The organism is Micromonospora costi (genome assembly GCF_003626655.1).
Classification (GTDB): Bacteria; Actinomycetota; Actinomycetes; order Mycobacteriales; family Micromonosporaceae; genus Micromonospora; species Micromonospora costi.
On record NZ_RBAN01000005.1, the window covers coordinates 63,375 to 89,300 of the forward strand.

Here is a 25,926-nt window from a genome sequence, read left to right on the forward strand (position 1 = left end):
TCCGGCGGTCGCGACCAGGTTTCTCCGACGTGCGCGCGGGGACGCGTCCGGAAAGGCGCGGACAGGGCGGTCCGCCGGAGTGGCTGGGAGACGACATGAGCGTGGAGCGGGCGAACGACGACCTCGAGCAGCTGGCCGGCCCGGCCAGGGCGCGGATGGGCGACATGACGCGGGACGAGCGGGCCGAAGCGGAGCGGGTGATGCGACGCGACGAGATCCGGGGCAAGAAGCCCGGCGAGCACGTCCAGGAGGATGCCCGGGACGTGCCGGACACCTTCACCAACTGACCGGGGGAGGGGGCGGCGCGTCCGGTCGGCGTGCCGGAGGCGTCGCCGCCCTCGCAGGCGACCCGTCCGGACCGGTCGGCCGGCGACGGGCAATAAGCTGACAATATGCCCGAATCGCCCGAAGCTAGCGGAAGCACGGGCACCGTCGTCCTGGCCGGCTCGGTCAATCTCGCCGTCGGTGCGACGAAGGGCCTCGTGGGTCTGCTCACCGGCTCGGCCGCGATGGTGGCCGAGGCCCTGCACTCCCTGGCCGACACCACCACCGAGGTGCTGCTCTTCGTCGGCCTGCGGCGCGGGTCCCGGCGGCCGACCGAGGACCGACCCTTCGGATACGGCGGAGAGACCTTCATCTGGGCCCTGCTCGCCGCCCTCGCCACCTTCCTGATCGGCGCCGGCCTGTCCATCGACGAGGGCATCGAGGCGATCAGGTCACCCCGCCAGCAGGCGGACCCCCTCTTCGCGTACCTCGTGCTCGCGGTCGCCGCCGTCCTCGAATCCATCTCCCTGGCCCGCGCGGTCCGGCAGATCCGGACCCGGGCGAGGCGGTTCATGGTCCATCCGCTGTCGGTGGTGATCCGGAGTCCGGACACCCCGGTCAAGGCCGTCTTCTTCGAGGACTTCGCCGCCCTGATCGGGCTCGCGCTGGCCGCCGGGGGCGTGGCGCTCAGCCAGTTGACGGGCAGCCCGCTCTGGGACGGCCTCGCGTCGATCGCGATCGGCGTGCTGCTCCTCGGTGTGGCCGCCAGCCTGGGCTACAGCAACATCGCCCTGCTGATCGGCCGGGCGGTGCCGGATCACGGTCGGGGTCTGATCCGGCGGGAACTGCTCGCGGTGCCGGCCATCGAGGGGATCCGGCAACTGTTCACCCTCTACCTGGGCCCCAACACCATCCTCGTCGCCGCGAAGGTCGACTTCGTCGCCACGGCCAGCAGCACGGACGTCGAGGCCGCGGCGGACGAGGCCGAGCGGCGGCTCGCCGCGCTGTTCCCGACGATCCGGTACGTCTTCCTCGACCCCACCGGAGGCCGGGACATCCGGCAGACGTCGGACTGATCCGTCGCCCGCGGGCGCGGCCGCGGTGACCGGCTACTCGGGCTGGTCGTACGCGAGGTCGACGTCGAACTCGCCGTCACGGTCGATGGCGAACGTGATCCCGTGCCACGGGTCGTGCCCGTCGGCCACCATGAGCTGGCGAAGCGAGATGAACGCGTCGCTGAGCTGGATGATCTCCTCGAACGGCTGCTCGTCGAACGGGAAGTGCTTCATCGCCCCCGTCGAGGTGCGCCATTGGATGCTCACACCGGCCGATTCCTCGCCGAGATCGCCCTTGGCAATGATCTTCACGGCGTCGTTCGGCATCAGCTTCAGCAGGATCCCGCCGATCGTGCTGACAACGTCATGCTGAGATTCGTCAAACATTTCCGTCGGGGTCCTCACTATCTGTTCCTGAAGGGTACGACGACGGGCGGGTCGTTGTCGATCTGGTAGGTGACCAGCAGATGTGAGGGGCGCTGCGACGAGGTGCCCGGCGGATAGAAGGCCCGGCCGGACACCTGCACGTTCCGGCCGGCCTTCAGGGCGTCCGCCCAGGTGTTCTCCATCTTCTTCCAGTCGGACAGGTTGATGGTCTGGTCCATCGGCAGCAGGTTGATGCGCTCGCCGGGCCCCCGGAAGATGTGCGCGAAGAGGTGGCCGCCCTGATCGGTGGACAGCCGGTCGGTCCCGCCGGAGACGCGCTGCTGGTAACTGTTGCGGTGACCGTGCGCGAGCTGGAGCCTGCCGTTGAACGACGACACGCGCCCCTTGCCGTCGGTGCGGTAACGGTAGCCGGTGTGCCGTTCCACGTAGTTCGTGTTGGGCAACAGCTTCCGGTTCACCGTCCGGTTCCAGCGACGGGGTTTGCCGGCCTCGAACTCGATGGTGTCGGCGTTGAGGCGTCGCGTCCGGGGCTTGGGAAGGCGGCGGACGGCCGCACCGATCGGGCCCCGGACGGCGGGTGGGGTGCCGCTGCCGGACCCGCCGCCGCGCCGTCCGCGCCGCCTAGCCATTGAGGACCGCCTCGATCGCCATGCCGATCAGCTGGTCGAGGATCAGCGAGGTGATCATCTTGAAGATGGGGATCTCCAGGAGCGAGGCGCCGAAGGTGGCCACCGCGGTCGCGATGGCCTGGGCGATCTGGATCGCGAGGATCACCAGCTGCACGATGATCTGAATCTTGAGGGCGAGGACGATCACGGCGCAGACGATCAGCCCCGCGCCGACGAGCGTGGCGCCCGTGACACCCTGCTGGAGCGTGTCCAGCGCGTTCTCCTCGCCCTTCCACCAGGTCTGGAAGGCGCTCACGGCCATGCCCTGGTTCTGCTCCCACACCTGCGCGGCCGACGTGTCCGCGGCCGAGGCGGTCTCCTGCAACTGCTGGCCGAACGACAGCCACAGCTGACCGAGCTTGAACAGCTGCTCCTCGTCGGACGTCGGCCAGTCGTAGCCGAGCATGCCGAGGACGGACACGAGCTCACCGGGAAGCTGGAGACCCATGGCGGTCAGCCGAGCGCCCGGCCGATGGCGTCGAACCCGCCGAGGTTGTCGGTCTCCGTCTGCTCGTACGCGTCGGCCATCGCGCTCAGGTCGTCGCCGGCCGCGGACAGCTCGTCGGCGACCGTGTACCAGCAGTCGAGCGCCCACTGCGCCACCGCCACGTACGCGCTGCCGATGTACGTGCCGATCGTGTCGTCACCCCAGGCCCCCTCGTACGCCGCGGTCGCCTGCTCGAACGCGGCGAGCTGCTCGGCGAAGCCGTCACCACGCGCGAGCAGGGACTGCCCGCTGGTGCGGATGGAGGCTGGCTGGACTTCGAGGTCGGGCACGTCATCTCCCCGTACAGTCGACGATTCCCGGCGGAGGTGGATTTTATCAACGACCACCCTTTGTGGATAGTGCGCGATCGGCGTCCGGGGCGGGTGTCGGAATGGCGATCGGGTGCCGACGAATTCAACGGCGGCAATGGGTGTGGAAAAGTGCGGGACGCGAATGCGGGGCGGCGGACCGTCGTCCGCCGCCCCGCGCGCCGTGCCCGCGTCAGTCCGTGGACGTCAGCGGACGTCCTTGCGGTGGAAGTTGCGCTTGCACGGGCTCAGGTCGACCCGCACCTGCTCGCCCAGGTCCACGTTGACCCGCGTGGCCTGCAGCACCGTGCCGTCGGGCCGCTCGCAGGTGAGGATCCACGGCTCGGTGTGGAAGCCGGTCTGGTTCCCGCGTACGCCGTCGGCCTGGTAGGCCGCCACCGGTCGGTACGACGGATTGACTGCCCAGTGGAAGGTGCCGTTGGGCCGCACGACGTCGAGATCCGAGCTCAGCGTCGTGGTGAACGACGTCGGCCGGACGCCGCCGTCGGGCTGCGCGTACGGGCTGGTGTACATGTCGAAGGACTTGGTGATCCGCAGTACCGCGCCCTTCGGCGCCTTACCCTCGATGACCGCGTGCTCGCGGGGGTCCGCGGTGGTCTCGAGCGCTTCGAGCATGGCCGAGCGGTGCGCGGCGTACGTGTCGAGGACCTGGGTCTCGAACGTGCGGGCCACCCCCGGGTTCGGGCAGGTCTCGCTGGTGATCGACAGGCCGCGGGTCGCGTAGTACGCCCAGTCGATGGCCTCGCCGGTCGTCTCGTAGTCCTCCGCGGAGGGCAGCGCCCGGTACGTGGGCCCGTACTGCGCGGCGACGGCCGAGGCCAGTCGGTGCAGGCGCGAGGCGTCCTGCGCCGGCCCGGCGGCGAGCTGCAGCGGCGGGTAGAGCACCACCTGGATACAGGTGTGCTGGGTGTTGAACACGGTCGCCTGCCGCGTCGACAGCAGCCAGGCGATGTTCCGGCTCTCCGGCTCCGACCAGGGGGCGGTGCCGGCCGACGACAGCGGCAGCCAGCCCAGGCCGTAGTTACGGTTCATGTCGGTGTTGGTGTCGGTCTGTCGGCGGTTGCGGACGAAGCCGTCCACGTTCACCACCGGCACGACCACGACGCGGGCCCGTTCGAGCAGGCTCGCGATGCGCGGCTCGCGGGCGTTCGTGACCAGGTCGATCGCGAACTCCATGGTCAGCTCGCCGCTGGGCCACTCGTTGCCGTGGTGCATGCCCACGTCCACGAAGACCGGCTTGCCGTCGTTCGCGCGGACGTCCTTGCTGATCTCGATGCCGTGTACGGCCCGGCCGGACGTCGTCCGGTAGGGCAGCGTGATCGGCTTGACCAGGTCCGGATACCGGGCGGCCAGGTCGGCCATGTCGCTCTCGTAGTCGGCCAGCGTCCGGTACGCGCTGTTGCCACTGGGCAGGGTGGACTCGGCGGTGGCGGGCGCCGCGGCGGCGCCGGTGGCGGGCGCGACCACGGCACCGAGGCCGACCGCGAGCGCCGCGCCGGCCGTCAACAGTCGGGACTTCCATCGGAACAGGTGGGCGTCGATCACGAGTGATTCCCTTTCTGCGCGGGCGGTCCGGGTCGTACGTCCATTCACTCGATCGATGGGCGTCGTGATTCCATCCAAGACGCGCACCCGCGTACGGGCCACCCGCTGATGATCTCCCTTTGGTAACTACCGAGGTTTTTTCGACCGCGAGGTCGGGCCGGCCGGGAGCTGGCCCCGCCGGCGGACGGTCACGGAGCGGGGAAGGAGCCGTCGCCGAAGAGGATGCGCCGGGCGGCGGCCCGACCGGGTGGCGTGCGCAGCAGGGTGAACGCCGCTGCCGCCGCGGCGGGCGTCCGCACCTGGGCCAGTGCCCGGCGCAGCGTCAGGCGTCCCCGGAAGCGCGCACGCAGGGCCGCGCCCTCGTAGTGGGCCAACGGGTCGGGCCGGCCGCTGCGCAGCGCCTCGTCGAGGACGGTGGCGGCGATCCCGGACAGCCGCAGGCACGGGTCGAGGCCGCCGGCGGTGAGCGGTGAGACGGCGCCCGCCGCGTCACCCACGAGAAGCCCGTCGGGGCAGCCGATCCGGCGGAGCACGCCACCGACGGGGATCGGGCCTCCGCGCCGCTCGACCTCGCCCGGGCGGCCGGTCACGGGCAGTCCGGGCGCCGAGGCGGCGAAGCGGTGGAGGGCCCGGCGGAGGCCGTCGCGGTAGCGGTCGGGGTAACCGGCCACGCCCACGTGCGCGTGCCGCCCGTCGTTGACCACCCAGGCCAGGTAGCCGGGTGCGAGCGAGGGGTCGAGCACACAGTGGAACGTCGGCGGCTCGTCGCCGGCGGGGATCTCGAAGACCTCCTCGGCGCCGACCAGCAGGTGGTGGTTGCGGTCCAGGCCGAGGTCCCGGGCCACCCGGGAGCGGGCGCCGTCGGCGCCGACCACGTACCGCGCCCGGACACCGGCCGGTCCGTCGGGACCGGCCAGGATGAAGCAGCCGTCGCGCCGGCCGACGTAGCGGGTGCCGAGCGCCAGGCGTACGCCGGCGTCGACGGCGGCGTGGGCCGCTGCCACGTAGAGCGGCCCCATGTCCGCCACCCGGTACTCGTCGCGGGTGCTGACCAGGCTCACCGGCCGGCGCAGCCCCGGAGGGTAGAGCACCACCCGCCGGATCGGCGGCCCCAGGCACTCGGCCGGCAGCGGGAAGTCGTCGAGCGTACGCCGGACGAAGATCCCGGTGGTGCGGATCGGGGCGGTCAGCGTGGCCCGCCGCTCGACCAGCAGGACGTCGTGGCCAAGCCGCGCGAGCAGCGTCGCCGTGTGCAGCCCGGCGAGACCGGCCCCGACGACGAGCACGTCCGTGGTCCCCGGCGTGTTCACCCGCCCGGCGGCCGGGCCCGCCCTACCGGTTCGCGTCATCGCGCACCAGCCGCAGCCAGCCGAGGAGGAGGACGCCGGCCGCCCAGGTGAGCAGGACCAGCACCGACGAGGTCGTCGTCATCCCCGGCACCTTGCCGAGCAGGAGGAACGCGGCTCCGGTCCCGGGCAGGACGTGGGCCAGCGCGTCCAGCCACGCGTAGCCGAACTGGGGGAGCAGCAGCGGCAGCACGAGCATCAGGAGGAACGCGGCGACCAGTCCGCCGGCCGTGTTGCGCAACAGGAAGCCCAGGCCGACCGCGAGGACGGTGCCGGCCGCGACGACGAGGGCGACGGTGCCGAGGACCCGGAGGCCGTCGTCCGCCGGCAGGCTCAGCCGTGGCCGGGCCGCGACGTAGGCCGCGAGGGCGGAGGCGAGTCCCAGCAGCACGCCGAGGCACGTGGCCGAGCCGGCCGTGACGACGGCGCGGGCGAGGAAGAGGAGGCCGCGCCGCGGCGTCCACTGGAGGGTGGGGACGATCCCGCCCGTGGCGTAGTCGGACGTCACCGCGGTCAGGACGAGGGCGAGCAGGGCGAACTGCGCGGGCATCGCGCTGATCGACGAGATCGCCCAGGCGGGGTCGCCCGAAGGACCCGGATTCCCGGCCGTGTCCAGGCCGGCGAGGCTGCCGATTCCCACCGTGGCGGCGGCCGCGGCCGCCGCGAACCACCAGGTGGCCTTGACCGTCCAGAGGCGGGTCCACTCGGCGGCGCAGGTGCGGGCGAAGACGCGCGCGGTGGGGGCGTCCGGTGTCACGTGGGGTACGGCCCGAAGGGTCGACGGAACGGTCACAGCGCTTCCTCCGGTGTCGTCGCCCGCTCCGCGGGCCGGCCGTGGTAGTCGACGCTGTTGCCGGTCAGTTCGAGGTACGCGTGCTCGAGGGACGGCGGGACGTCGGAGAGGTGGTGCAGCGGGATGTGGAAGGAGTTGGCGACCTCGCCCACGGCCTCGGCCGTACTGTCCTCGACCTCCAACTCGTTCGCCTCCACGCGCCGGGCGGCGAGGCCACGTTCCTGGAGTCGCGCGAGCAGCGCGTCCGGCTGGGCACTTCGTACCCGTACCCGGAGCTGCCCGAGCCCGCGCAGGATGTCGTCGGTCGTGGCGTCGGCGATCATGCGGCCGCGACCGATGACGACCAGGCGGTCGGCGGTCTGCTGCATCTCGCTCAGCAGATGGCTGGAGACCAGCACCGTGTGCCCCTCGTCGGCGAGCCGGCGCAGCAGCCCGCGGATCCAGCGGATGCCGTCCAGGTCCAGCCCGTTCATCGGCTCGTCGAAGAGCAGCACGCGGGGATCGGCGAGCAGCGCCGCGGCGATCCCCAGGCGCTGGCGCATGCCCAGCGAGTAGCCCTTGATCCGGCGACCGGCCGCGCGTCCGAGCCCGACCTGGTCGATCACCTCGTCGACCCGGCGCGCGGAGACGCCGTTCGCCCGGGCGGCCACCCGGAGATGGCTGCGGCCGGTGCGGCCCGGGTGGACGGCGCCGGGGTCCAGGAGGGCGCCGACCTCCCTGAGCGGTTCGGTGAGCGTCGCGAACGCCCGGCCGTTGACGAGGGCCTGACCGGAGGTCGGTCGGTCGAGGCCCAGGATCATCCGCATCGTCGTGGACTTTCCCGCCCCGTTCGGCCCGAGGAACCCGGTGACCATGCCCGGTTCGACGTCGAAGCTCAGACCGTCGACGGCCAGCACCCCGCCGTAGCGCTTCGTGAGCGCGCGTACTGTGATCACCTATCGACTCTCGCTCAGTACCTATCGAAAGTCAATAGGCGGGGGAGCGCGTACGCCGATCGGGTGTCAGAGACGTTCCAGCCCTCGCAGGATCAGGAAGCGGGTGGACCCCATCCCGTGATGGTCGGCCTCGCCGCCGCGGGGGAGCGGCTCAGCCGTCCGGGCGGGAGATCAGCACGATGCCGCCCACCAGCGCGAGCACCCCGAGCGCGACGCCGACGGCGGCGCGGCCCACGACACCGGGAACGCGTGGGCCGCGGGCGAGCGCCACCACGCCCGTGGCGATGGCGGCGAGACCGCAGGGCAGGCCGAGGGCGCAGACGAACAGCAGGGGCAGCGCGGCGACGCCGAGCCACAGGGACGCGGTCGCGACGGCGCCGCTTCGCGGTGGGGACATGACGTTCCTCCTCGACACGTTCAGCGGTGTTCCAGGGCCAGCGACGGCAGCCGCCGCGACAGGGGCGCGGGCAGCCACCAGGCGTGGCGGCCGAGCAGCCGCATGACGGCGGGCACGATGAGGCAGCGGATGACGACGGCGTCGAGCAGGACCGCGACGGCGAGGCCCAGGCCGAACTGGCGCAGCATCCGGTCGGGCGCCAGCAGGAACGCGCCGAAGACGACCACCATGATCGCCGCGGCCGCGGTCACCACCCGGCCGGTGGTGGCCAGTCCCTCGGTGATCGCCTCCCCCGGGTCCGGGTTCCGCCGCCACGCCTCGTGCATGCGGGCGAGGAGGAACACCTCGTAGTCCATCGAGAGTCCGAAGACGATCGCGAAGATCATCACCGGGACGTACGCCTCGATCGGTCCCGGTTGCGCGCCCAGCAGGCCGTGCTGGAAGACCAGGGTCACCACGCCGAGGGCGGCGCCCACGCTGAGCAGGTTGAGCACGGCGGCCTTCAGCGGGATGAGCAGCGACCGGAACACCAGGAGCAGCAGCAGCGCCGAGACCCCGACGACCACCGCGACGAAGGCGGGCAGCCGGGCGCCGACGGCGTCGGCGAAATCCACCACCGCGGCGGTGCCGCCGCCGACGAGGAACGCGGCGCCGGTGCGCTGCGCCACCGGCGGAAGCACGGTGTCGCGGAGCCGGTGCACGAGCGCGGTGGTCCGCTCGTCCTGCGGCGACGACGTGGGGAACACGACGACCGTCCGGTCGGCCGCGACCGCGGCGGCGACCCCGGGCGTCCCGGCGAGGGTCTGCCGGGCGACGTCGACGGCCTGCGGCCCGCCGTCGACGACCACCACGAGCGGGCCGTTGAAGCCCGGCCCGAAGCCCTCGCTGAGCAGGTCGTACGCCTTCCGGCTCGTGCTGCCCGCCGGGTCGTTGCCGGCATCGGCGAAACCGAGCCGCATGCCGAGCAGCGGCGCGCTGAGCGCGAGGAGCGCGACGGTGGGCAACACGGCGGCGAGGACGGGCCGGCGCTGCACGGCGGCGGACCAGCGCCGCCAGCGTGCGCCCTCGGTCCGGCCACGACCGCGGCGGCGCAGCACGGACCGCTCGATCCGCCGGCCGAACACGGCGAGCAGCGCCGGCAGCAGTGTCAGCGCCGCGAGCAGGGTGACGAGCACGGTGAGCGCGACCGCGACGGCCACCCCCTGCAGCGAGCCGAGCCCGAGCACGACCAGCCCGAGCAGCGCCACGATGACGGTGCAGCCGGCGAAGAAGACGGTGCGGCCGGCCGTGTCCAGCGCCCGGCGTACCGCCTCGTCCCGTGCCGTTCCGGCGATCAGCTCGGAGCGGTACCGGGAGAACACCAACAGCGCGTAGTCGATGCCGACACCGAGACCGACCAGGATCATCAACGGAACGGTGAAGTCGGCCACGGTCGCGATCCGCGAGGCGAGCGCCACCAGGCCGATCGCGGCGCCGACCGCGAAGATCGCGATGATGATCGGCAGCGCCGCCGCGAGCAGCGAGCCGAAGAGGAAGACCAGGATGACGAGGGCGGCGAGCAGCCCCACGCCCTCGGACGCCCCGCCGCCGGCCTCCTGGGCGCCGCGGACCGGATCACCGCCGAGCTCCACCTGAAGCCCGCCGCCGGCGGCCTCCCGCGCCGTGTCGATGATCCGGCGGACGTCGGCGACCGGCACCTCCGTCGACTGCGCGTCCAGCGTCACCGTGGCGTACCCGATCGTGCCGTCCGGCGACACCGCGTCCGGGCTGGTGTACGGGCTGCGTACATCGACGACGTGGGGCAGCGCCCCCAGCCGGGCGAGCATCGGCTCGACCCGCGCGCGGGTGCCGGGCGCGACCAGCCCGGCGCGGTCACGCATGACCACCTGGACCGTCGCCCCCGCCTGCACCGGCGCCTGCCGGCGGAGCTCGTCCAACGCCCGCTGCGACTCGGTGCCGGGCAGCGAGAAGTCGTTGTGGTACCGGGCGCCGACGCCCTGGGCGACGGCCGTGACGGCCACGAGCACCACCACCCAGGTCAGCAGCGCCCACCACCGTCGCCGGTACGACCAGCCGGCCAGACGTTCGAACACACTGCGGCGCGTCCCAGATCCGTTCACCGGTCGGACGCTACGGAGGCGCGACGCCCCGCCGGAACGCCCGCGGGAGGGCTTCGCGCGTACCCCCGTGGGGGGACGCGTCCTCCGCCCGCGGCAGGATCCGCGCAGGTCGGACGCGTTCCTAGACTGGTCACGTGAAGCGGGAGAGGACGGACCTGGCGGTCGCCGGGCTGGCGCTGGCCGCGACGCTGGCGATCCTCGCGGTACGCGGCTTCGGCACACCCGACCCGGCCGCCCGCGGCCTCGACGCCCTCGGCGCCGGGCTGGCCCTCCTCTCCGCCGCCCCGCTCGCGGTCCGGCGGCGAGTGCCGGCGATCGGGTACGCGGTGAGCGCCGCGGCCAGCGTCGCGCTCCTCGCCCTCGGCTACCCGCTCGACGCGCCCGTGGCCACCGCCGTGGCGGCGTACGGGCTCGCGGCGGCGTACAGCGGGGCGCCGGCGGCCCGGCGCCGTCTCGCGCTGGTCGCGGTCAACGCGTTCGTCCCGGCGGTCGCGCTGGCCTACCAGACCAGCGGGGTGAGCGTCTGGGCCATCGCCACCGAGCTGCTGGCCTGGGAGGCGATCTTCCTCGGCGTGTGGGTCGCCGCGGACCGCAACCGGCTGCGGTCCCTGCGGCTCGCCGAAGCCCAGGCGTACGCCCGGCGGGTGGCAGCCGACGCCGAGCGGGAGCGTGACCTCGCCGCGGCGCAGGAGCGTACGCGCATCGCCCGGGAACTGCACGACTCGGCAGGCCACGCCATCAACGTGATCCTGGTGCAGGCCGGTGCGGCGCGGCTGTTGCAGGAACGCAACCCGCCCGCGGCCCGTACGGCGATCGAGACGATCGAGGAGGTCGCCCGGGACACGATCGGCGAGATCGACCGCATGGTCCGGGCGCTGCGCGACGACGAGGGCGACGTGCCCGCCGATCCCGGCGCGCTCGACGAGCTGATCACGCGCCACCGCGTCAGCGGTCTGGCCGTCACCGCCGACCTGCCCGCGCCGACGGTGACGCTGCCCCGCAGCGTCGCCTGGACGGCGTACCGGATCCTCCAGGAGGCTCTCACCAACGCCGCACGGCACGGCCCCGGCTCGGCCGCGGTCGCGGTCCGCTTCGACCACCGACACGTGGAGATCGACGTGACCAACCCGGCCCCGCGCCCGGCCGGCGCAAACCCCGGCCCCGTCGCCGTCGGCGGGCACGGAATCATCGGGATGCGCGAACGGGCGGTCCTGCTCGGCGGCACGCTCGAGGTCGGCATGACACAGGAGACGTTCCGGGTGCGCGCCGTCCTCCCGCACGGGGGCGTCCCCGCATGACCGGGCCGCGTGTCCTCATCGCCGACGACGACAACCTCATGCGCGCCGGCCTACGCGCGGTGCTCTCCAGCGACGACACCATCGACGTGGTCGGCGAGGCGGCCAACGGGGCCCAGGCGGTCGACCGGACGAAGGCGCTGGCCCCTGACGTGGTCCTCATGGACGTACGGATGCCCGTGCTGGACGGGATCGAGGCGACCCGCCGCATCGTCGCGGCCGCCCCCGCCGCCCGGATCCTCATCCTCACCACGTTCGAGGACGACGACTACGTCCTCAACGCGCTGCGGGCCGGGGCCGCCGGTTTCGTCCTCAAGCGCATCCAACCGGAACAGCTCATCGCCGGCATCCACACGATCGCCGCCGGTGACGGCCTCCTCGCCCCCCGGATCGCCCCCACCGTCATCGCTTACATCGCCGGCCAACCCGCCCCCGACACCGCGGCCCAGCGTCGGCTGCGCGACCTGACACCCCGCGAGCGCGACGTCCTCACGCTCGTCGCCCACGGGCTGTCGAACGGGGAGATAGCCGCTCGCCTCGTGGTCGAGGAGTCCACGATCAAGACGCACATGAAGCGGATCCTCGCCAAGCTCCAGCTCCGCGACCGCGTGCACGCCGTGATCCTCGCGTACGAGACGGGCCTGGTCCGCGCCGGGTCGCCGGCGACCGTCGCCCCGCCGACGCGGACGGAACCGCGCTGACGGGGCGACGACCTGTTCGGCGTACGGCTACTGCTTGATCGTGATGGTCGCCGTGCGGTAGTTGTTGCGCTTACCGTCGTCCGTGGGGTCGTAACCCTTCTCGACGTTGCCGGCGGCGTCCACCGAGAACCAGCGGAACGTGGTGGTCTCGGTCACGTGGAACACCTGGCCGGGCTCACGGAACTCGGTCGCCTCGTAGCGCGGCGACTCCATGGTGGGCCGGCTGCCGTCCGTCGTGTAGTAGATCGTCGCCGGCTCGCTCGTCTCGAAGCGCACGTCGACCGGGCCGGAGTACGTCCCGCCGCCGGGCGCGAGGTTGGACGTCGGCTTCTTCTTGTCCTTGCCCCAGTCGGCCGCGACCCGGAACATCTCCATGATCCCGTTGGCGTACTCCATGGTCTCGGAGTGACCGCTCACGAGGTCCGGCGTTCCCTCCCACGGCGGCTGGAACGAGCCGCCCTGCCAGTTGCCGGTGGCCGGGTTGTAGACCGAGCCGCCGACCTCCCAGCCGAAGGCGTAGATCCCGTACGTGTAGTACAGGTCCTCCCGCACGTTGCCCGCGGAGGAGTAGAGGACGTCCGACGAGCCGCCGACGTTCTCCGGCGTCACCACGGTCTGCCGGTGCGCCTTGACCTGCGACAGGATCCGGGAGGCCGACTGCCAGTAGAAGGCCTCGTCACCCAGCGGCGGGCGCGGCGTGGTGATCCGCCCGTCCGCGATGTAGGCGCCCGGCTGCCAGAACAGCTGGCCGCCGTTGGAGTGCACCGACATCATGAACTTGATGTTCGTGTACTTCTCGACCAGCCAGATGATGTTCTTCGACTCCGGCTCGGAGAGCTTCTCCGGGCCCTGGTAGGTGCCGCTGGTGCAGCTCGTCGACCCGCCCGAGTAGCCGTCGTGGCCCGACCCGACCCGGTAGTTCCGGTTCAGGTCGACGCCCCAGGAGTCCCGGCGGCCCGGGTCGGCGTTGTCGTCCGGGCAGTGGTTGGTCATGTTCTTCCGCTGCGAGGCGAAGTTGAAGAAGCTGTAGTTCGCCCCGTCAGGGTTGTTGGACAGGATGAAGAAGACGTCGGTGTTGTTGACGATCTTCTTCGTCTCCTGGTCCGACGTGTAGTTGTGCACCAGGCGCTCGGCCGCCTCCAGCGAGGTCGCGGCCGGCACCCACTCACGGGCGTGGTCCTGCGCCTGGATCAGCACGCCCGGGTTCCGGCCGTCGCGGTGCTTGCCGATCCGCAGGACGGGGATCGTGGCCGGACCGCGCGGTACGTCGCCCTCCGGAGCGCCGACGCGCTTCTGGTCGAGGAAGTCGGTCAGCGCGACCGGGCCGGGCGTCGCCGCGACGATGCCGGTGCCCGCGTTCGTCCGGTACGGGTGTGCCCGGTCGATCAGCCCCTGCGACTGGGTCTCCAGCGCCGACGCCACCTGCGCGGCGGTGCTGGCGAGCGCCCCGGCGGCGTCCTTGGCGAGCAGGACGCGGATCGCCTTGCCCGTGACCTCGACCGTGAGCGGAAGGTTCGCCCCGGGCCGGTCCACGAACTCGACGGTGATGTCGTTGCCGCCCTCGTGGCCCCACGCGGCCGAGCTCACGACGACCGCGGACTGCCCCGTGCCGCCGATCGTGGCCTGCGCCTTGCGCTGGTAGCCGTTCGTCTTGTTGGGCAGGTAGATGATCTCGGCGATGTCCGGGTACTGGCGGGCGATCTCCTCGGCGCGGCTGTAGAGCTGCTGCGGGTGCTTGTAGCCGTCGACGAAGTCCCACTTGTACGTCGGGTTCGCGGTCAGGGGCGGCGGCGCGTTCTCGAGCCAGTCGGAGACGTAGCCGGTGGTGACGCCGCCGGTGGAGCTCGTGACGCGGATCTGGTCCGGGCGGGCGTCGAGCTTGAACAGGTTCCGGTGGAACATGTACTGCCCGGAGTCGACGAACCGGCTCATGGTGCGGGGGAAGCCGAACGCCGTGCCCTTGCCCGAGTCGTTCTCGAGCTGCATCGTGACGACCGGATCCGCCTGCTGCCCCTCGGTGGTCCGTGCCTCGACGTAGAGGAAGCCCTGGCCCTTCGTGGTGAACCAGTCGGCGCGGACGACCCGCACCGTCGCCTCGTGGCTGGCCGGCTGGACGGCCTGCGCGGTGCGTGCGGCGGAGGCCCCCAGGCCGCCGTCGGCCGCGTCGCTCCACGTGAAGCCCTCGGTGTCGCCGAGGACCTCGACGCCCAACGCCTCGAGTTCGGTGAGCTGCTCGGCGGTCACGACCGCCTCGCCCTCGATCCCGGTCGGGACGCGCTTGAGGCCGTGATCGAGGTCGAAGCCGGCGGCCACGACCTTGTCCAGCATGTCGGCGCCGGTCAGCTTGATACGCACGAGGCGTACCTGGTCGGCGTTCTCGAGTGGCGAACGTTCCGAACCCGCCGCGGCTGTCGCGCCCGCGGGAACCGCACCTGCCGGGGCGGTCGCCACGAGGACGCTCCCCACCAGGGCGGACAGCGCGAGAAGCGCGACGCGCGTCTGCGTTCGTCGCATCCTTCCCTCCTTGTGCTTGTGGCCAGTGGTTGACGTGGCTGGTGGCCCTCACGGGGGTCGGACCGGTCCATCCAGGACGGTGGTGCAGGGCTCGCGCAGGGCGAGCACGCCCGACGACGGCGGTCGTCGTCGGGCGCTGATCGTGAATCGTGCGGTGAGCGTATGTGCATTCGTGGAATCGATGGGTCACACGATGCGGATTTGAGGATTCCTTGAGGCAGCGCGACCCGGCCGCCCCCAAACGAGGACGAGCGTGGCCCCCCCCGGCCCCGGTCGATCATGCAGTTGTGGTGGTCGATTTGAGGCCGAACATCGCTTTTGCGGGGCACCACAACTGCATGATCGACGTCGGGGCGGGTGCCGCGGCGCGCTAGTCGCCGAAGCGCAGCGCTTGTCGCAGCTCCGGGTCCAGGGCGTCGTCGTACTGCGGGTCGGGCTGCGCGCCGGCCGCGCTCAGGACGGTGCTGAAGAAGCACCGGGCGGCGGCGGCGAGGACCACCTGGAAGATCTCCGTGTCGTCGAGCCCGTGGTCGCGCAGGCCCGCCACGTCGGCCTCGGTGACCGAGCTGGCGTCGGCCGCGACCTTGCCCGCGAAGTCGACGACAGCTACCTCCTGCGGGGACAGGCCGGCGGCGCCGTGGTCGGACGCGATGGCGGCGACCGTACGCGCGTCGAAGAACCGGTCCCGCAGCACCTTGCCGTGGGCGAGCCCGCAGTACGACGACCGCAGCGCCCGGGCCGCGGCGAGCGTCGCCAACTCGTATCGGCGCAGCTCCATCCCCGCCTTCACCGCCGCGTTGAGCTGCTGCCAGGCGGCATAGGTGGCGGGGCTGTGGGCGAACACCCGGGTGAAGTTCGGCAGGTAGCCCATCGTCCTCGTGTCCGCGTCGAACATCCGCTCGGCGTCCGGCGACGGCGCTGCGGGCTGCAGGAAGCTCATGCGCGTCCTCCTCGGGTCCGGCGGCGACAGCGTACGCCGCCGTCGCCGCGCCACGCTGTCGGGAAGCAGCCAGGAGAGGCCGGTCGGGCCCCTGCGCCGCCCCTGGTCACCGTCGGCTGAAGGGCCCGCGACCGCCGAACTTCCGTCAGCTGTCTGGTGCCATCGCATCGACGCCGCACTAACTTTCGGGTGGCCGGCGCGACCTGCCGGCGACGACGGTGAGGGGGACAAGCAGTGAGATTCAAGGTCGCGCTGATCGCGACAGCGGCCCTGGTGGCCGGCCTGTTCAGCGGTGTCGGCCCGGCGAGCGGCGCTCCGGCGGACGGTCCGCCGGCGCCCCTGCCCGAGCCGAAGGTGCATCCGATCCAGGTCACCGGCCCGGCGGCCGAGCGACTCAACCTGGTCATCATGGGCGACGGCTACCAGGCCGACCAGCAGCAGCTCTTCCTGGCCGACGTCGACCGCAACCTGGCCGTCATGTGGGCCACCGAGCCGTTCCGGACCTACCGCGACTACATCAACGTCTACGCCGTGGAGATCGCCTCGATCGACTACGGCGTCCGGTGCGACCCGGACGGCCGGGTGCGCCACCCGGACGGCACGATCCGCGACACCGGTGAGCGCGAGGGCCCGATCAACACCAAGAACACGGCCCTGCGGATGATCTACCAGAACGGCTGCAGCGACCCGCTGTCCCGCGGCACCGTCTACGGCGGCGCGCCGGTGGACTGCGCGAACTACGCCGCCTACTACCCGGCCGGGGTCAACCCCTGCGAGACCGGCAGCCAGGCACACAACCGGATTCTCGACACGTACGTGGCGCCGGTGCTGGGCATCCCGCGCACCGCGCAGAACGTGCAGACCCTGGCGATCTTCAACACGTTCACGTACGGCGGGATCGGCGGCACCAACGCGACGACCTCCGGTGGCTCGCCGCAGGGCCCGCTGATCTCGCTGCACGAGATCGGCCACTCGCTCGGCACGCTGGCCGACGAGTACCCGTACTCCTCGCGGGACGTGGTGCGACCCTGCTACACGGGCAACGAGCCGAGCAGCTTCCACCACACCACCTACACCGACCCGCAGAAGATGGTCGAGGACCAGCACAAGTGGTGGCGCTGGATCGGTGAGGAGAGCCTGTCCGGCGGGACGATCGGGCTGCACGAGGGCGGCGGCAGCTACCCCTGCGGCCAGCGCCGGCCCAGCGAACACTCGATGATGCGCTGGATCGGGTTCGACTTCGACCAGGTCGGTCTCGAGCACATGGTCGCCCGGGTCACCGGCATGCGCAACTCCGGGCAGATGAGCCTGCGGCACACCCCGCTCGGCACCGTGCCGTCCGACGGCGTGCTGTGGGTCGAGACCGGGCAGCCGCGGTACCACGAGCTGCAGGTGACCTGGCGGGTCGGCGGGCCGGACGGCACGCTGCTCGACACGCACAACAGCCGGGACCTCGACCTCGCTGATCTCGACCTGCCCGCGGGCACCGTGGTGCACGTCGAGGTGCGTGACCCGGTGGGCCCGGACGGCATCGACTGGGTCCGCAACCCGTCCACCGGCAACACGGCCACGAACTCCGGCTACAACGGCCCCCGGTTCGTGCAGACCCGGCAGTGGACGGTCGGTGACACGACGGCCACGCCGTCGGCGCCCGCCGCGACCGTCACCGGCCACACCCTGAACACCCAGCCGGTCGCCGGTGACGAGGTCGTGTACGTGCGGACCAACCACCCGGACGACCGGATCCTCGACGTGGCCTGGTCGTTGAACGGCACGGCGGTGCCGAACCCGCACAACAGCCGCACCCTGGACCTCGGCGCCCTGAAGCTTCCGCCGGGTACGCACACCCTCGCCGCGACCGTCACCGACCCGGCCGACCCGGGCGGCGTGTCCGACCGCGTCGAGTGGACCGTGGACAACGCGGGCCCGACCGCGCCGCGCACCCTGTCGCAGCCGCTCACGCAGCTCGCCGACGACATGGAGCACCCGGTGTACTTCAACGGCTGGGACATGTGGCTGGACCCGCAGGACGACCACACCGGCTACACGGAGGACCGCTACGTCGTCGGTCAGCTCCGGCTGAACAAGGACGGCTGGTACAACTACTTCGGCTTCCCCGAGCAGCCGATGCCCTCCTCGCCGTTCCAGTTCCGCCACTCCGGCACCGACGTCAAGGCCCTCACGTACGGCAACCTCGGCACCGGTGGCCTGTCGAAGGCGGCGTTCGAGCAGACCCTGCCCGACGACCACCCCGGCGGCGGCTTCGTGCCGGGCTTCGGCACGCACCTCGTCGAGCACCGGGCCATCGATGCGGCCGGCAACGTCGGGCGGTCGAGCGCGTACCGGGCCACGGTCCTGCCGGGATCGTCGCCGCAGTGCACGACGACCTTGACCGGGGCGCAGTCATCGGTGGTGGCCAGCGCGGGCGTGACCTGCCTCCGCAACGCCCAGGTGGCCGGCGCTGTGACCGTGCGTCCCGGCGCGTCGCTGGTGGTCAGCGACAGCTCGCTCAACGGTGGGCTGACGGCGACCGGCGCGCAGGCGGTGCAGCTGTTCGGCAGCACGGTGAACGGGCCCGCCCGGATCACCGGCACCACCCGGGACGTGACGATCGCCGGCGCGACCGTCAACGGACCGCTCACCCTGTCCAAGAACGTCCAGGTGACGGCCAACGACCGGTTCAGCCGGCTGGCTGGCGCCTACGGGCCGGTCCTGGTCGGCAGCCGGGTCAACGGACCGCTCACGTGTGCCGGCAACAGCGCCGCGGTCAAGGACTTCGGTGCGCCGAACACGGTGAACGGACCGAAGGGCGGTGACTGCGCGGCCCTGTAGCTCCCCACGCCGAACGGGACCCGTGGTGGGTCGGCGGCCGCCGACCCACCACGGCCCTGACGTGCGCGTTCGTCGTGTCCCGTCGCGCTGGGCGTAAGGACCAAAGGTCAGATGGATATTTACATCCATGGACGAGCCGATTACGGTGATCCCCACTCGAGTAGCCATCGGGCGGCGCCCCCCACACCGAGTCAATGCCCTGCCTGTCGGCCGTGGGCAACCACCGACGTGACACCGGGAGATTTCACCGTGGGCTCCGACGTTCCACACTCTTCGTCCGACCAGCCGCACGCCAGCCACCACGAGAGCGCGATCGCGCCCCCGCCCAGGAAGAGGCGGATCCTCCTGCGCCCCACCACCATGCTCGCGATCCTGACGGCGGGTGCCCTCGCCGCCGGATCGGCCTCACTCTGGGGCCCGGGCGGCGCGGACCCGCTGGGCGACGCCGCCCTGTCCGCCGCACCCACCTACACCGTCGGCCTGCAGCCCCCGCAGGATCCGGGGCCCTTCCCCGGCAGCGTGACGCCGACGACCCCCACCATCACCATCGCCGGCCAACGGGACGGGGAGAGCACGTTCCGGGTCGTCAACTACGACCAGGTGCAGCCGAAGGTGCCGGGCCGGATGGACTTCGACCACTTCCACACCGGCATCGAGATCCAGTGGTGGCTGCGCAAGTGGGCGCACGAGCGGCCCGACATCGTCGACCTGTACATCGTCGGCGAGAGCTACAGCGGCCAGCCGATCTACCAGCTCACCATCACCGACAAGTCCACCGGCAAGGACACCGACAAGCCGGCCGCGTACTTCGAGGGAAACCGGCACTCCGGTGAGACCTCCTCGGCCGAGAGCTCGCTCTGGCTGGCCCACCACCTCATCACGCAGGCCGGCAGGGACAAGAAGGTCGACCGGCTGCTCGACGAGAAGACCGTCTACATCCGCCCGGTGAACAACCCGGACGGCCACGACATGTACCTGTACACCGCCCAGACCAACCGGTCGACGGTGCGGCCGTACGACAACGACGGCGACGGCCGGCGTGACGAGGACCCGGGGGAGGACCTGAACGGTGACGGGTACCTGAGCCAGATGCGCCAGTACGTGGGCGCCGGCAAGGGCACCCACGTCGTCGACGAGCGGGACCCGGCAGGGAAGGCCATGCTCAGCGTCGGCGCCGGCAAGGGTGACTACCTCATGTTCTCCGAGGGCACCGACAACGACGGCGACGGCCGCTACAACGAGGACGGCGTCGGCGGCCTCGACCTCCACCGCAACTACCCGTACAACTGGCACGTCATGCCGGAGGACGACGCGACCGGCCGCAACCTGACCCAGGGCGGCGCCGGCGAGTACCCGCTGTCGGAGCCGGAGACCCGCCACGTCTACACCTGGCTGATGGCGCACACGAACATCGGCGCCGTCAACAGCATGGACACCCGGGTGCCGATGCACCTGCGGGGCCCGTCGACCTGCGACCCGGACGAGTGCATGTACTCCAGCGACCGCAAGCTCTACGAGCACTTCGACAAGGCGGGCGTTTCCTTCACCGGTTACCGGAACGCGGGCAGCGTCTACATCGACTACGCCACCCGCAACGGCGGCGAGCCGGAGGCACTGTTCGGTCACGGTCCGGACTTCGGCTACTTCCAGTACGGCGCCGTCTGGTACGGCGACGAGATCTGGAACGGCGGCGACTACGTCGACTACGACAAGGACGGCCGGTACGCCGACTGGGAGCGGTCGCGGTGGTGCGCGGAGAACGGTCGCACCAACTGCTTCCTGCCCTGGACGAAGGCGGAGCACCCCGCGCTGGGCGCCGTCGAGATCGGCGGCATCAACCCCAAGTTCTGGTCGCAGAACCCCTCGGCCGACCTGATCGGCCAGTGGGCGGCCAACCAGGCACGGTTCAACCTGTACCTGACCGAGTCGCTGCCGCAGGTCGACCTCACCGACGTCCGGGTGAACAAGCTCCGGGGTTCCCAGGACGACGGGGCGACGCACGAGATCACCGCCACGGTCCGCAACACCGGCCGCATCCCGACGGCCCTGGAGCAGGCCAAGGAAATCAAGATCGTCGCGCCGGACACCGTCACGGTGGAGGGCGCCCGCACCGTGGGTGCGGCTCCCGAGTTCTACCTGGACGGTGGGGACCGCCAGAAGGTCCGCCTCCGGCTGGCCAAGGCCGGCAGCGACACCGTCACCGTGAAGGCCGTCAGCGTCCGAGGCGGCCTGGACAGCACCTCCGTACGACTGGGCTGATCGCGAGGTGAGCGCCGCGCCGCACCCCGGGGCGGCGCTCACCCGTGTCGCCCGCCGCACCGCCCACCGCGGCACCGGTCGCCGACCCCCGCACCACCCCTTCACCTCCTGAGGAGAAAGCACCACATGAGCACCACGCAGAACGACGGCCACCTGAGCCGCCGCCGCATCCTCGGCGGAGCAGCCGGACTGGCCGCGGGAGCCGCGGCCGTCACCGCGGGCCTGTCGCCCGCCGCCGCGTCCGCCACGCCCGTCAGGACCCCGCCGGACCTCGGCCGCTGGCGCCGGCAGGCGGAGCGCGTGACGATCACCCGCGACGACTGGGGCATCCCGCACGTCGTGGGCAGGACTGACGCCGACGCGGTGTTCGGGATGATGTACGCCCAGGCCGAGGACGACTTCGACCGGATCGAGCGCAACTACCTGGTGAGCCTCGGCCGCCTCGCCGAGGCCGAGGGCCAGGGCGCGATCTGGCAGGACCTGCGGCAGCGGCTGTTCATCGACCCGGACGAGCTGAAGCGGGACTACGCCCGGAGCCCTGCCTGGTTACGCAAGCTCATGCAGGCGTGGGCGGACGGACTGAACTACTACCTCGCGACCCACCCCGAGGTGCGGCCCCGGGTGATCCGTCGGTTCGAGCCGTGGATGCCGCTCAGCTTCTCCGAGGGCAGCATCGGCGGCGACATCGAGCGCGTGCCGCTCACGCAGCTCGAGGCCTTCTACGACAAGCGGCCGGTGGAGATGACCGACGACGAGCGCGGCCTGCTGTTCCGGGAGCCCTCGGGGTCGAACGGCATGGCCATCGCACCCAGCCACACCCGCGACGGCCACGCGCTGCTGCTGATCAACCCGCACACGAGCTTCTTCTTCCGCTCCGAGCAGCACGTGACCAGCGACGAGGGGCTCAACGCCTACGGCGCCGCCACGTGGGGACAGTTCTTCATCTACCAGGGCTTCAACGCCAACACGGGATGGATGCACACCTCCAGCGGCGTCGACAACGTCGACGAGTTCGCCGAGACCGTCGTCATCGGCGACCACGGCCGCCGCTACTACCGCTACGGCGACGCCCTGCGACCGGTGACGACAAAGACGATCAGCCTGTCGTACCGCACCGACGACGGCGGGCTCGCGAAGCGCACCTTCACCACGTACGCCACCCATCACGGCCCCGTGGTGCGCGAGGCGGACGGCAAGTGGATCGCGTTCGCGCTCATGAACAAGCCCGTCGAGGCGCTGCAGCAGAGCTTCCTGCGCACCAAGACCCGCGACTACGCGGACTACATGCAGGTGGCCGGGCTCAAGGCCAACAGCTCGAACAACACGCTGTTCGCGGACACCAAGGGCGAGATCGCCTTCCTGGTGCCGCAGTTCATGCCGGTCCGCGACGACCGTTTCGACTACCGCAGGCCGGTGGACGGCAGCGACCCGGCGACGGACTGGCACGGGCTGCACAGCCTGCGCAGCCTGCCGCAGGCGGTGAACCCGGAGAACGGCTGGGCGTTCAACACGAACAACTGGCCGTGGACGGCGGCCGGCGCGGACAGCCCGCGGGCCGAGGACTACCCGCGCTACTTCGACCAGGCCGGCGAGAACCCGCGCGGTCCGCAGGCGATCCGGGTGCTGTCGGCACGTCGGGACTTCACGCCCCAGACGCTGATCGCGGCCGCGTTCGACCGCTACCTCACGGCATTCGCCCGGCTCGTGCCGCAGCTCGTCGCCGCGTGGGACAAGCTGCCCGCCGGCGACCAGCAGAGGGCGAGGCTCGCCGCGCCCGTCGACCTGCTGCGCGGCTGGGACCACCGTTGGGGCGCGGAGTCGACCGCGACCTCGCTGGCCGTGTTCTGGGGCGAGGCGCTCTGGGCGCCGCTGTCCCAGGCGGCGCGGGACGCCGGCATGTCGATGTGGGACTACCTGGCCGAGCGCGCCACCGACGCGCAGCGGCTCACCGCGCTCGACGCGGCCGTCGCGCGGCTCACGCAGGACTTCGGCGGCTGGCAGGTGCCCTGGGGTGAGATCAACCGGTTCCAGCGCAACGACGGCGCCATCACCCAGACGTTCGACGACGCCAAGCCCAGCTTCCCCGTACCGTTCACGTCGGCGCAGTGGGGTTCCCTCGCATCCTTCGGGGCGCGGCGGTACCCGGGTACGAAGCGCTACTACGGCACGAGCGGCAACAGCTTCGTGGCGGTGGTCGAGTTCGGGCCCCGGCTGCGCGCCTGGGCGGTGACCGCGGGTGGCGCGAGCGGCCACCCCGACTCGCCGCACTTCGACGACCAGGTCGAGCGCTACGCCAGCGGCGACCTCCGGCCCGTCTACTTCTACCCGGAGGACCTGAAGGGCCACGTCGAGCGGCGCTACCGGCCGGGCGCGCGATGAGCCGCTGACCGGTGGGGGTCCGCCCGCGCTCGCGGCGTACCCCCGCCGGTCCGGCCGGCCGCCGTGTCCGGCCTGGTCGCGGGCGGGGCCCGGGGAGCAGCGTTTGCTGGTGCGGGCGCAGGGTATTGGGGCGCTTGTGACCACACCAGAGCAGAGCCAGCAGGAACAGGCGCTCGAGCGCGGCGAGGTGTTCCAGGACGCCGAAGGGCGCCGGACGCGGGATCCCGGGGAGGGGGCGGCGCACGCCAACAGCGAGGCCGACCGCAACGCCGAGCACCTGAGGCGTGGCGAGGTCGGGCCGGGCATCCCGGAGGAGTAGGCCGACACGAGCCGCCCGGACGGGGAGAGCCCGTCCGGGCGGCTCGCGCGCCGGTGGGGGGGCGGCCGGCGGCGGCCCGTCAGGACAGCCGCAGCCGAGGCTCCAGGATCACCTCGAACAGCCGGTCCCACGCAAGCTCGACACGGGCCGACTCGAAGCGGGCCAGGGTCGCGGTGAACGTCTTCGCGCCCCGACGACCGAGCACGACGCGGTGTCCGGCGAAGTGGTCGGCGAAGTACCGCTCGGTGATCGGCACCAGCCGGTCGCGTACCCAGCCGTCGAAGTAGGTCTTCTGCTCGGGTGTGAGCGCGAGCGGGTCCCACCCCTGGGCCCGCGCGTGCGCGTACGCCTCGACCTGCACCACGTTCTTCCACGGGTCGTCCTTGACGAACCGGTAGAGCAGGTACTCGGCGTGCGCGAGGCCCGGCTCGCGCAGCTCGGGCACCCCGGATCCCCGATCGGTGGAGCGCAGGTACGCCCAGCGCGCGGTGCCGTGGCCGAGGGCCAGGCCGAGAGCGTTGCCGCCGGTGTTCCACCCCGAGTACGACAGCAGCGCCGCGAGGTCCAGGCGGGACTCCATCCGCGCGACCAGGTCGTGGTCCGCCTTGTTCACGATGAGCGGGTCCACCACGATCACCTGGGCGCCGGCGGTCAGCAGCTCGCCGATCCGGCCGACGAACGCGTCGAGGTCGGCGGCCCGCCGCTCCGGCCCCGTCGATGGCGTGTTCACGGCGAGGACCAGGTCGGCGTCACCGTCGACCACCCGTCCGCCCACCGCGGCCACGTGCCGCCGGATGTTCTCCGCGAACGGGACGCCCTCGAGCTGGGCGGTCCAGTCCTCGCCCGACACGCCCGCGTACTCCACGCGGTAGGTGGGGGCCGCGCCGGCGGCCACGACCCGCGCGACCAGCAGCGCGTCCACCTCGTCGGCCCCCGGGAAGATCTCCACCCGGTCGCCCACGCCGAGCTGGGTCACCATCGCCTCCAGCTCGACCCGCTCCGCCCGGGCCAGGCCGACCGGCGCGGTGTCGTCTTCGGACAGCACCAGGTGGCTGATGGTGCCGTCGGCGACCCACTCGATCATCAGTCGGTTGACCTGGTGGTTACGGGCGCGGGCGGCCAGGTAGTCCTCGACGACCTGGTCCGGGATCTGCGCGCGGAGCGCGTCGAGCCGCGGCCGCAGCTCCTCCTGCCCGAGGTTGACCACCTGGTCGTAGAGCTTCGCCCAGTCGACCAGCGCGTTCCGGTAGGTGTCCAGCTCGGTTCCGGTGCTGGTGATGGCGAGCCGCTGGATGGTGTCGTGCACCTCGATCACCGCGTCCGGCCGGGATGAGCGCAGGGTACGGATCGCGGCCAGGTTATCCAGGGCGGCGTCCAGGGACGGGCCCGCGGTGCGGGAGGCGATCAGGCCGCCGTAGGCGAGCATGCTCACCGAGATCACGTATCCGTCGACGTCGTCGGTGGCGGTCAGCCAGCGGGCGATGGCGGCGCCGTCCCCGGGAACGAAGAAGCGGCCCAGCAGCTCGCGGGGCGGCAGCGTCACCCGCGCGCCGGCGCTGGCCGCGGTCATCTGCGGGCAGTACGTGTTGACCGGCCGGTCGTCCAGCGGAACCAGGGCCACCGTTGGCCGCCGCGCGGGGGAACCGGCGAACGCCGGTCGGCCCACGGTCGCGGTGGTCAGGCCGGCCACACCGGCGGCCAGGAGGGTACGTCGTTTCACTCTGCTCTCCGTCTCTGCGGGCGTCCGTCGCGCCGTGCTAATACGTATTAGCAGTGAGTTTGCGAGGGGATGGTGCGTGGCTGGCTCACGTACTGTCAAGAGGCCGCGCGGATCTTGAGCAGGCCGTGTCGCCTCACCGGTGCACCCTCCGGTGTCGAATACGCTCCGGATCGTGACGATTCAGCGGATGGACCACGTCGGGATCGTCGTCGAAGACCTCGCGGCCGCCATCGCGTTCTTCGGCGAACTCGGCATGGAGGTGGAGAGCGAGATGCCGGTCGAGGGACGGTGGGTGGACCGCGTCGTCGGGCTCGCCGACGTCCGGGTCGACATCGCCATGATGCGGACCCCGGACGGCCACGGACGGCTCGAGCTCACGACGTTCCACACACCGGCGGCGATCCGGGCCGAGCCGGCGGACGCACCCGCGAACACCGTGGGCATCCGCCGCATCATGTTCGCGGTCGATGACATCGACGAGGTCGTCGCGCGCCTGCGCGCCCACGGCGCCGACCTCGTCGGCGAGGTGGCGCAGTACGAGGACATCTACCGGCTCTGCTACGTCCGCGGCCCCGAGGGCATCATCGTGGCGCTGGCCGAACAGCTCGGCTGACCGCCGCCGGGCGGGCCGGCCGCGTGGC

At 71.9% G+C, this 25,926-nt stretch carries 22 protein-coding genes; 9 read left to right on the plus strand and 13 right to left on the minus strand.

What is annotated here, in order from left to right; all coding sequences use genetic code 11:
* Window positions 1-95 precede the first annotated feature (95 nt).
* Complete coding sequence (locus tag D7193_RS26095) at window positions 96-287, plus strand: general stress protein CsbD (protein ID WP_120782279.1); 192 nt, start codon at window positions 96-98, stop codon at window positions 285-287.
* Between the two features lie 105 nt (window positions 288-392).
* Window positions 393-1,340, plus strand: coding sequence for a cation diffusion facilitator family transporter (locus D7193_RS26100; RefSeq protein WP_120782280.1), 948 nt, complete (start codon window positions 393-395; stop codon window positions 1,338-1,340).
* A gap of 33 nt (window positions 1,341-1,373) precedes the next feature.
* Here the strand turns inward: D7193_RS26100 and D7193_RS26105 are convergent, their stop codons facing one another.
* From D7193_RS26105 to D7193_RS26150, 10 genes are all read right to left on the minus strand, one after another.
* Window positions 1,374-1,706 (minus strand): immunity protein YezG family protein, encoded by a 333-nt coding sequence (locus D7193_RS26105; RefSeq protein WP_147434455.1) that lies wholly within the window; start codon window positions 1,704-1,706, stop codon window positions 1,374-1,376.
* Window positions 1,707-1,723: 17 nt separating this feature from the next.
* A complete protein-coding gene (locus D7193_RS26110) occupies window positions 1,724-2,335 on the minus strand; it encodes a DNA/RNA non-specific endonuclease (RefSeq protein WP_120782282.1) in 612 nt (203 codons plus the stop codon).
* Window positions 2,328-2,822, minus strand: coding sequence for a WXG100-like domain-containing protein (locus D7193_RS26115; protein ID WP_120782283.1), 495 nt, complete (start codon window positions 2,820-2,822; stop codon window positions 2,328-2,330). The genes D7193_RS26110 and D7193_RS26115 overlap by 8 nt, the downstream gene beginning before the upstream one ends.
* Before the next feature lie 5 nt (window positions 2,823-2,827).
* The gene (locus D7193_RS26120; protein ID WP_120782284.1) at window positions 2,828-3,151 is read right to left on the minus strand and encodes a hypothetical protein; all 324 of its coding nucleotides are present in this window, start codon (window positions 3,149-3,151) and stop codon (window positions 2,828-2,830) included.
* Window positions 3,152-3,376: 225 nt separating this feature from the next.
* Complete coding sequence (locus D7193_RS26125; RefSeq protein ID WP_120782285.1) at window positions 3,377-4,735, minus strand: M14 family zinc carboxypeptidase; 1,359 nt, start codon at window positions 4,733-4,735, stop codon at window positions 3,377-3,379.
* Between the two features lie 188 nt (window positions 4,736-4,923).
* Entirely contained in the window at window positions 4,924-6,084 is a 1,161-nt protein-coding gene (locus tag D7193_RS26130; RefSeq protein ID WP_120782286.1) for an FAD-dependent oxidoreductase, read from the minus strand.
* Window positions 6,068-6,874, minus strand: coding sequence for a hypothetical protein (locus D7193_RS26135; protein WP_120782287.1), 807 nt, complete (start codon window positions 6,872-6,874; stop codon window positions 6,068-6,070). Before D7193_RS26135 ends, D7193_RS26130 begins: the two co-directional genes overlap by 17 nt.
* Window positions 6,871-7,809 carry an ABC transporter ATP-binding protein gene (locus D7193_RS26140; protein WP_120782288.1) on the minus strand — a complete coding sequence of 313 codons (939 nt, stop codon included), beginning with the start codon at window positions 7,807-7,809 and terminating at the stop codon, window positions 6,871-6,873. The genes D7193_RS26135 and D7193_RS26140 overlap by 4 nt, the downstream gene beginning before the upstream one ends.
* A gap of 151 nt (window positions 7,810-7,960) precedes the next feature.
* A complete protein-coding gene (locus D7193_RS26145) occupies window positions 7,961-8,206 on the minus strand; it encodes a DUF4190 domain-containing protein (protein ID WP_120782289.1) in 246 nt (81 codons plus the stop codon).
* A 20-nt stretch (window positions 8,207-8,226) separates the two neighbouring features.
* Complete coding sequence (locus D7193_RS26150; RefSeq protein ID WP_120782290.1) at window positions 8,227-10,326, minus strand: MMPL family transporter; 2,100 nt, start codon at window positions 10,324-10,326, stop codon at window positions 8,227-8,229.
* A gap of 134 nt (window positions 10,327-10,460) precedes the next feature.
* On the opposite strand from D7193_RS26150, the gene D7193_RS26155 reads away from it, so the two are divergent.
* The gene (locus D7193_RS26155) at window positions 10,461-11,624 is read left to right on the plus strand and encodes a sensor histidine kinase (RefSeq protein ID WP_120782291.1); all 1,164 of its coding nucleotides are present in this window, start codon (window positions 10,461-10,463) and stop codon (window positions 11,622-11,624) included.
* On the plus strand, window positions 11,621-12,322 hold the full coding sequence (locus tag D7193_RS26160; protein WP_120782292.1) for a response regulator: 702 nt from the start codon (window positions 11,621-11,623) through the stop codon (window positions 12,320-12,322). The genes D7193_RS26155 and D7193_RS26160 overlap by 4 nt, the downstream gene beginning before the upstream one ends.
* 27 nt (window positions 12,323-12,349) lie before the next feature.
* Here D7193_RS26160 and D7193_RS26165 read toward each other — a convergent pair whose 3' ends face one another.
* On the minus strand, window positions 12,350-14,836 hold the full coding sequence (locus D7193_RS26165) for a M14 family metallopeptidase (protein WP_120782293.1): 2,487 nt from the start codon (window positions 14,834-14,836) through the stop codon (window positions 12,350-12,352).
* Between the two features lie 370 nt (window positions 14,837-15,206).
* On the minus strand, window positions 15,207-15,776 hold the full coding sequence (locus D7193_RS26170; protein WP_241563479.1) for a carboxymuconolactone decarboxylase family protein: 570 nt from the start codon (window positions 15,774-15,776) through the stop codon (window positions 15,207-15,209).
* 234 nt (window positions 15,777-16,010) lie between these two features.
* Here D7193_RS26170 and D7193_RS33545 point away from each other — a divergent pair, with 234 nt between their 5' ends.
* The 4 genes from D7193_RS33545 (at window position 16,011) to D7193_RS26190 (ending at window position 23,565) form a co-directional block, all read left to right on the plus strand.
* On the plus strand, window positions 16,011-18,608 hold the full coding sequence (locus tag D7193_RS33545; protein WP_158674866.1) for a M64 family metallopeptidase: 2,598 nt from the start codon (window positions 16,011-16,013) through the stop codon (window positions 18,606-18,608).
* Window positions 18,609-18,857: 249 nt separating this feature from the next.
* Window positions 18,858-20,867: a M14 family metallopeptidase gene (locus tag D7193_RS26180; protein ID WP_206611993.1), complete on the plus strand. Its 2,010-nt coding sequence runs from the start codon at window positions 18,858-18,860 to the stop codon at window positions 20,865-20,867.
* 126 nt (window positions 20,868-20,993) lie between these two features.
* Entirely contained in the window at window positions 20,994-23,246 is a 2,253-nt protein-coding gene (locus D7193_RS26185; protein WP_120782294.1) for a penicillin acylase family protein, read from the plus strand.
* A 136-nt stretch (window positions 23,247-23,382) separates the two neighbouring features.
* Complete coding sequence (locus tag D7193_RS26190; RefSeq protein WP_120782489.1) at window positions 23,383-23,565, plus strand: ribonuclease; 183 nt, start codon at window positions 23,383-23,385, stop codon at window positions 23,563-23,565.
* A gap of 79 nt (window positions 23,566-23,644) precedes the next feature.
* Here the strand turns inward: D7193_RS26190 and D7193_RS26195 are convergent, their stop codons facing one another.
* Window positions 23,645-25,285 (minus strand): DUF4127 family protein, encoded by a 1,641-nt coding sequence (locus D7193_RS26195; RefSeq protein ID WP_120782295.1) that lies wholly within the window; start codon window positions 25,283-25,285, stop codon window positions 23,645-23,647.
* 172 nt (window positions 25,286-25,457) lie between these two features.
* On the opposite strand from D7193_RS26195, the gene D7193_RS26200 reads away from it, so the two are divergent.
* A complete protein-coding gene (locus D7193_RS26200) occupies window positions 25,458-25,898 on the plus strand; it encodes a VOC family protein (RefSeq protein ID WP_206611994.1) in 441 nt (146 codons plus the stop codon).
* The last annotated feature ends 28 nt before the right edge of the window (window positions 25,899-25,926 follow it).

Coding starts and splice junctions, on each gene's coding strand:
- D7193_RS26095 (WP_120782279.1), top strand. CDS start 96: ATGAGCGTGGAGCGGGCGAACGACGACCTCGAGCAGCTGGCCGGCCCG.
- D7193_RS26145 (WP_120782289.1), bottom strand. CDS start 8,206: ATGTCCCCACCGCGAAGCGGCGCCGTCGCGACCGCGTCCCTGTGGCTC.
- D7193_RS26185 (WP_120782294.1), top strand. CDS start 20,994: ATGAGCACCACGCAGAACGACGGCCACCTGAGCCGCCGCCGCATCCTC.
- D7193_RS26110 (WP_120782282.1), bottom strand. CDS start 2,335: ATGGCTAGGCGGCGCGGACGGCGCGGCGGCGGGTCCGGCAGCGGCACC.
- D7193_RS26115 (WP_120782283.1), bottom strand. CDS start 2,822: ATGGGTCTCCAGCTTCCCGGTGAGCTCGTGTCCGTCCTCGGCATGCTC.
- D7193_RS26100 (WP_120782280.1), top strand. CDS start 393: ATGCCCGAATCGCCCGAAGCTAGCGGAAGCACGGGCACCGTCGTCCTG.
- D7193_RS26160 (WP_120782292.1), top strand. CDS start 11,621: ATGACCGGGCCGCGTGTCCTCATCGCCGACGACGACAACCTCATGCGC.
- D7193_RS26165 (WP_120782293.1), bottom strand. CDS start 14,836: ATGCGACGAACGCAGACGCGCGTCGCGCTTCTCGCGCTGTCCGCCCTG.
- D7193_RS26105 (WP_147434455.1), bottom strand. CDS start 1,706: ATGTTTGACGAATCTCAGCATGACGTTGTCAGCACGATCGGCGGGATC.
- D7193_RS26130 (WP_120782286.1), bottom strand. CDS start 6,084: ATGACGCGAACCGGTAGGGCGGGCCCGGCCGCCGGGCGGGTGAACACG.
- D7193_RS26170 (WP_241563479.1), bottom strand. CDS start 15,776: ATGAGCTTCCTGCAGCCCGCAGCGCCGTCGCCGGACGCCGAGCGGATG.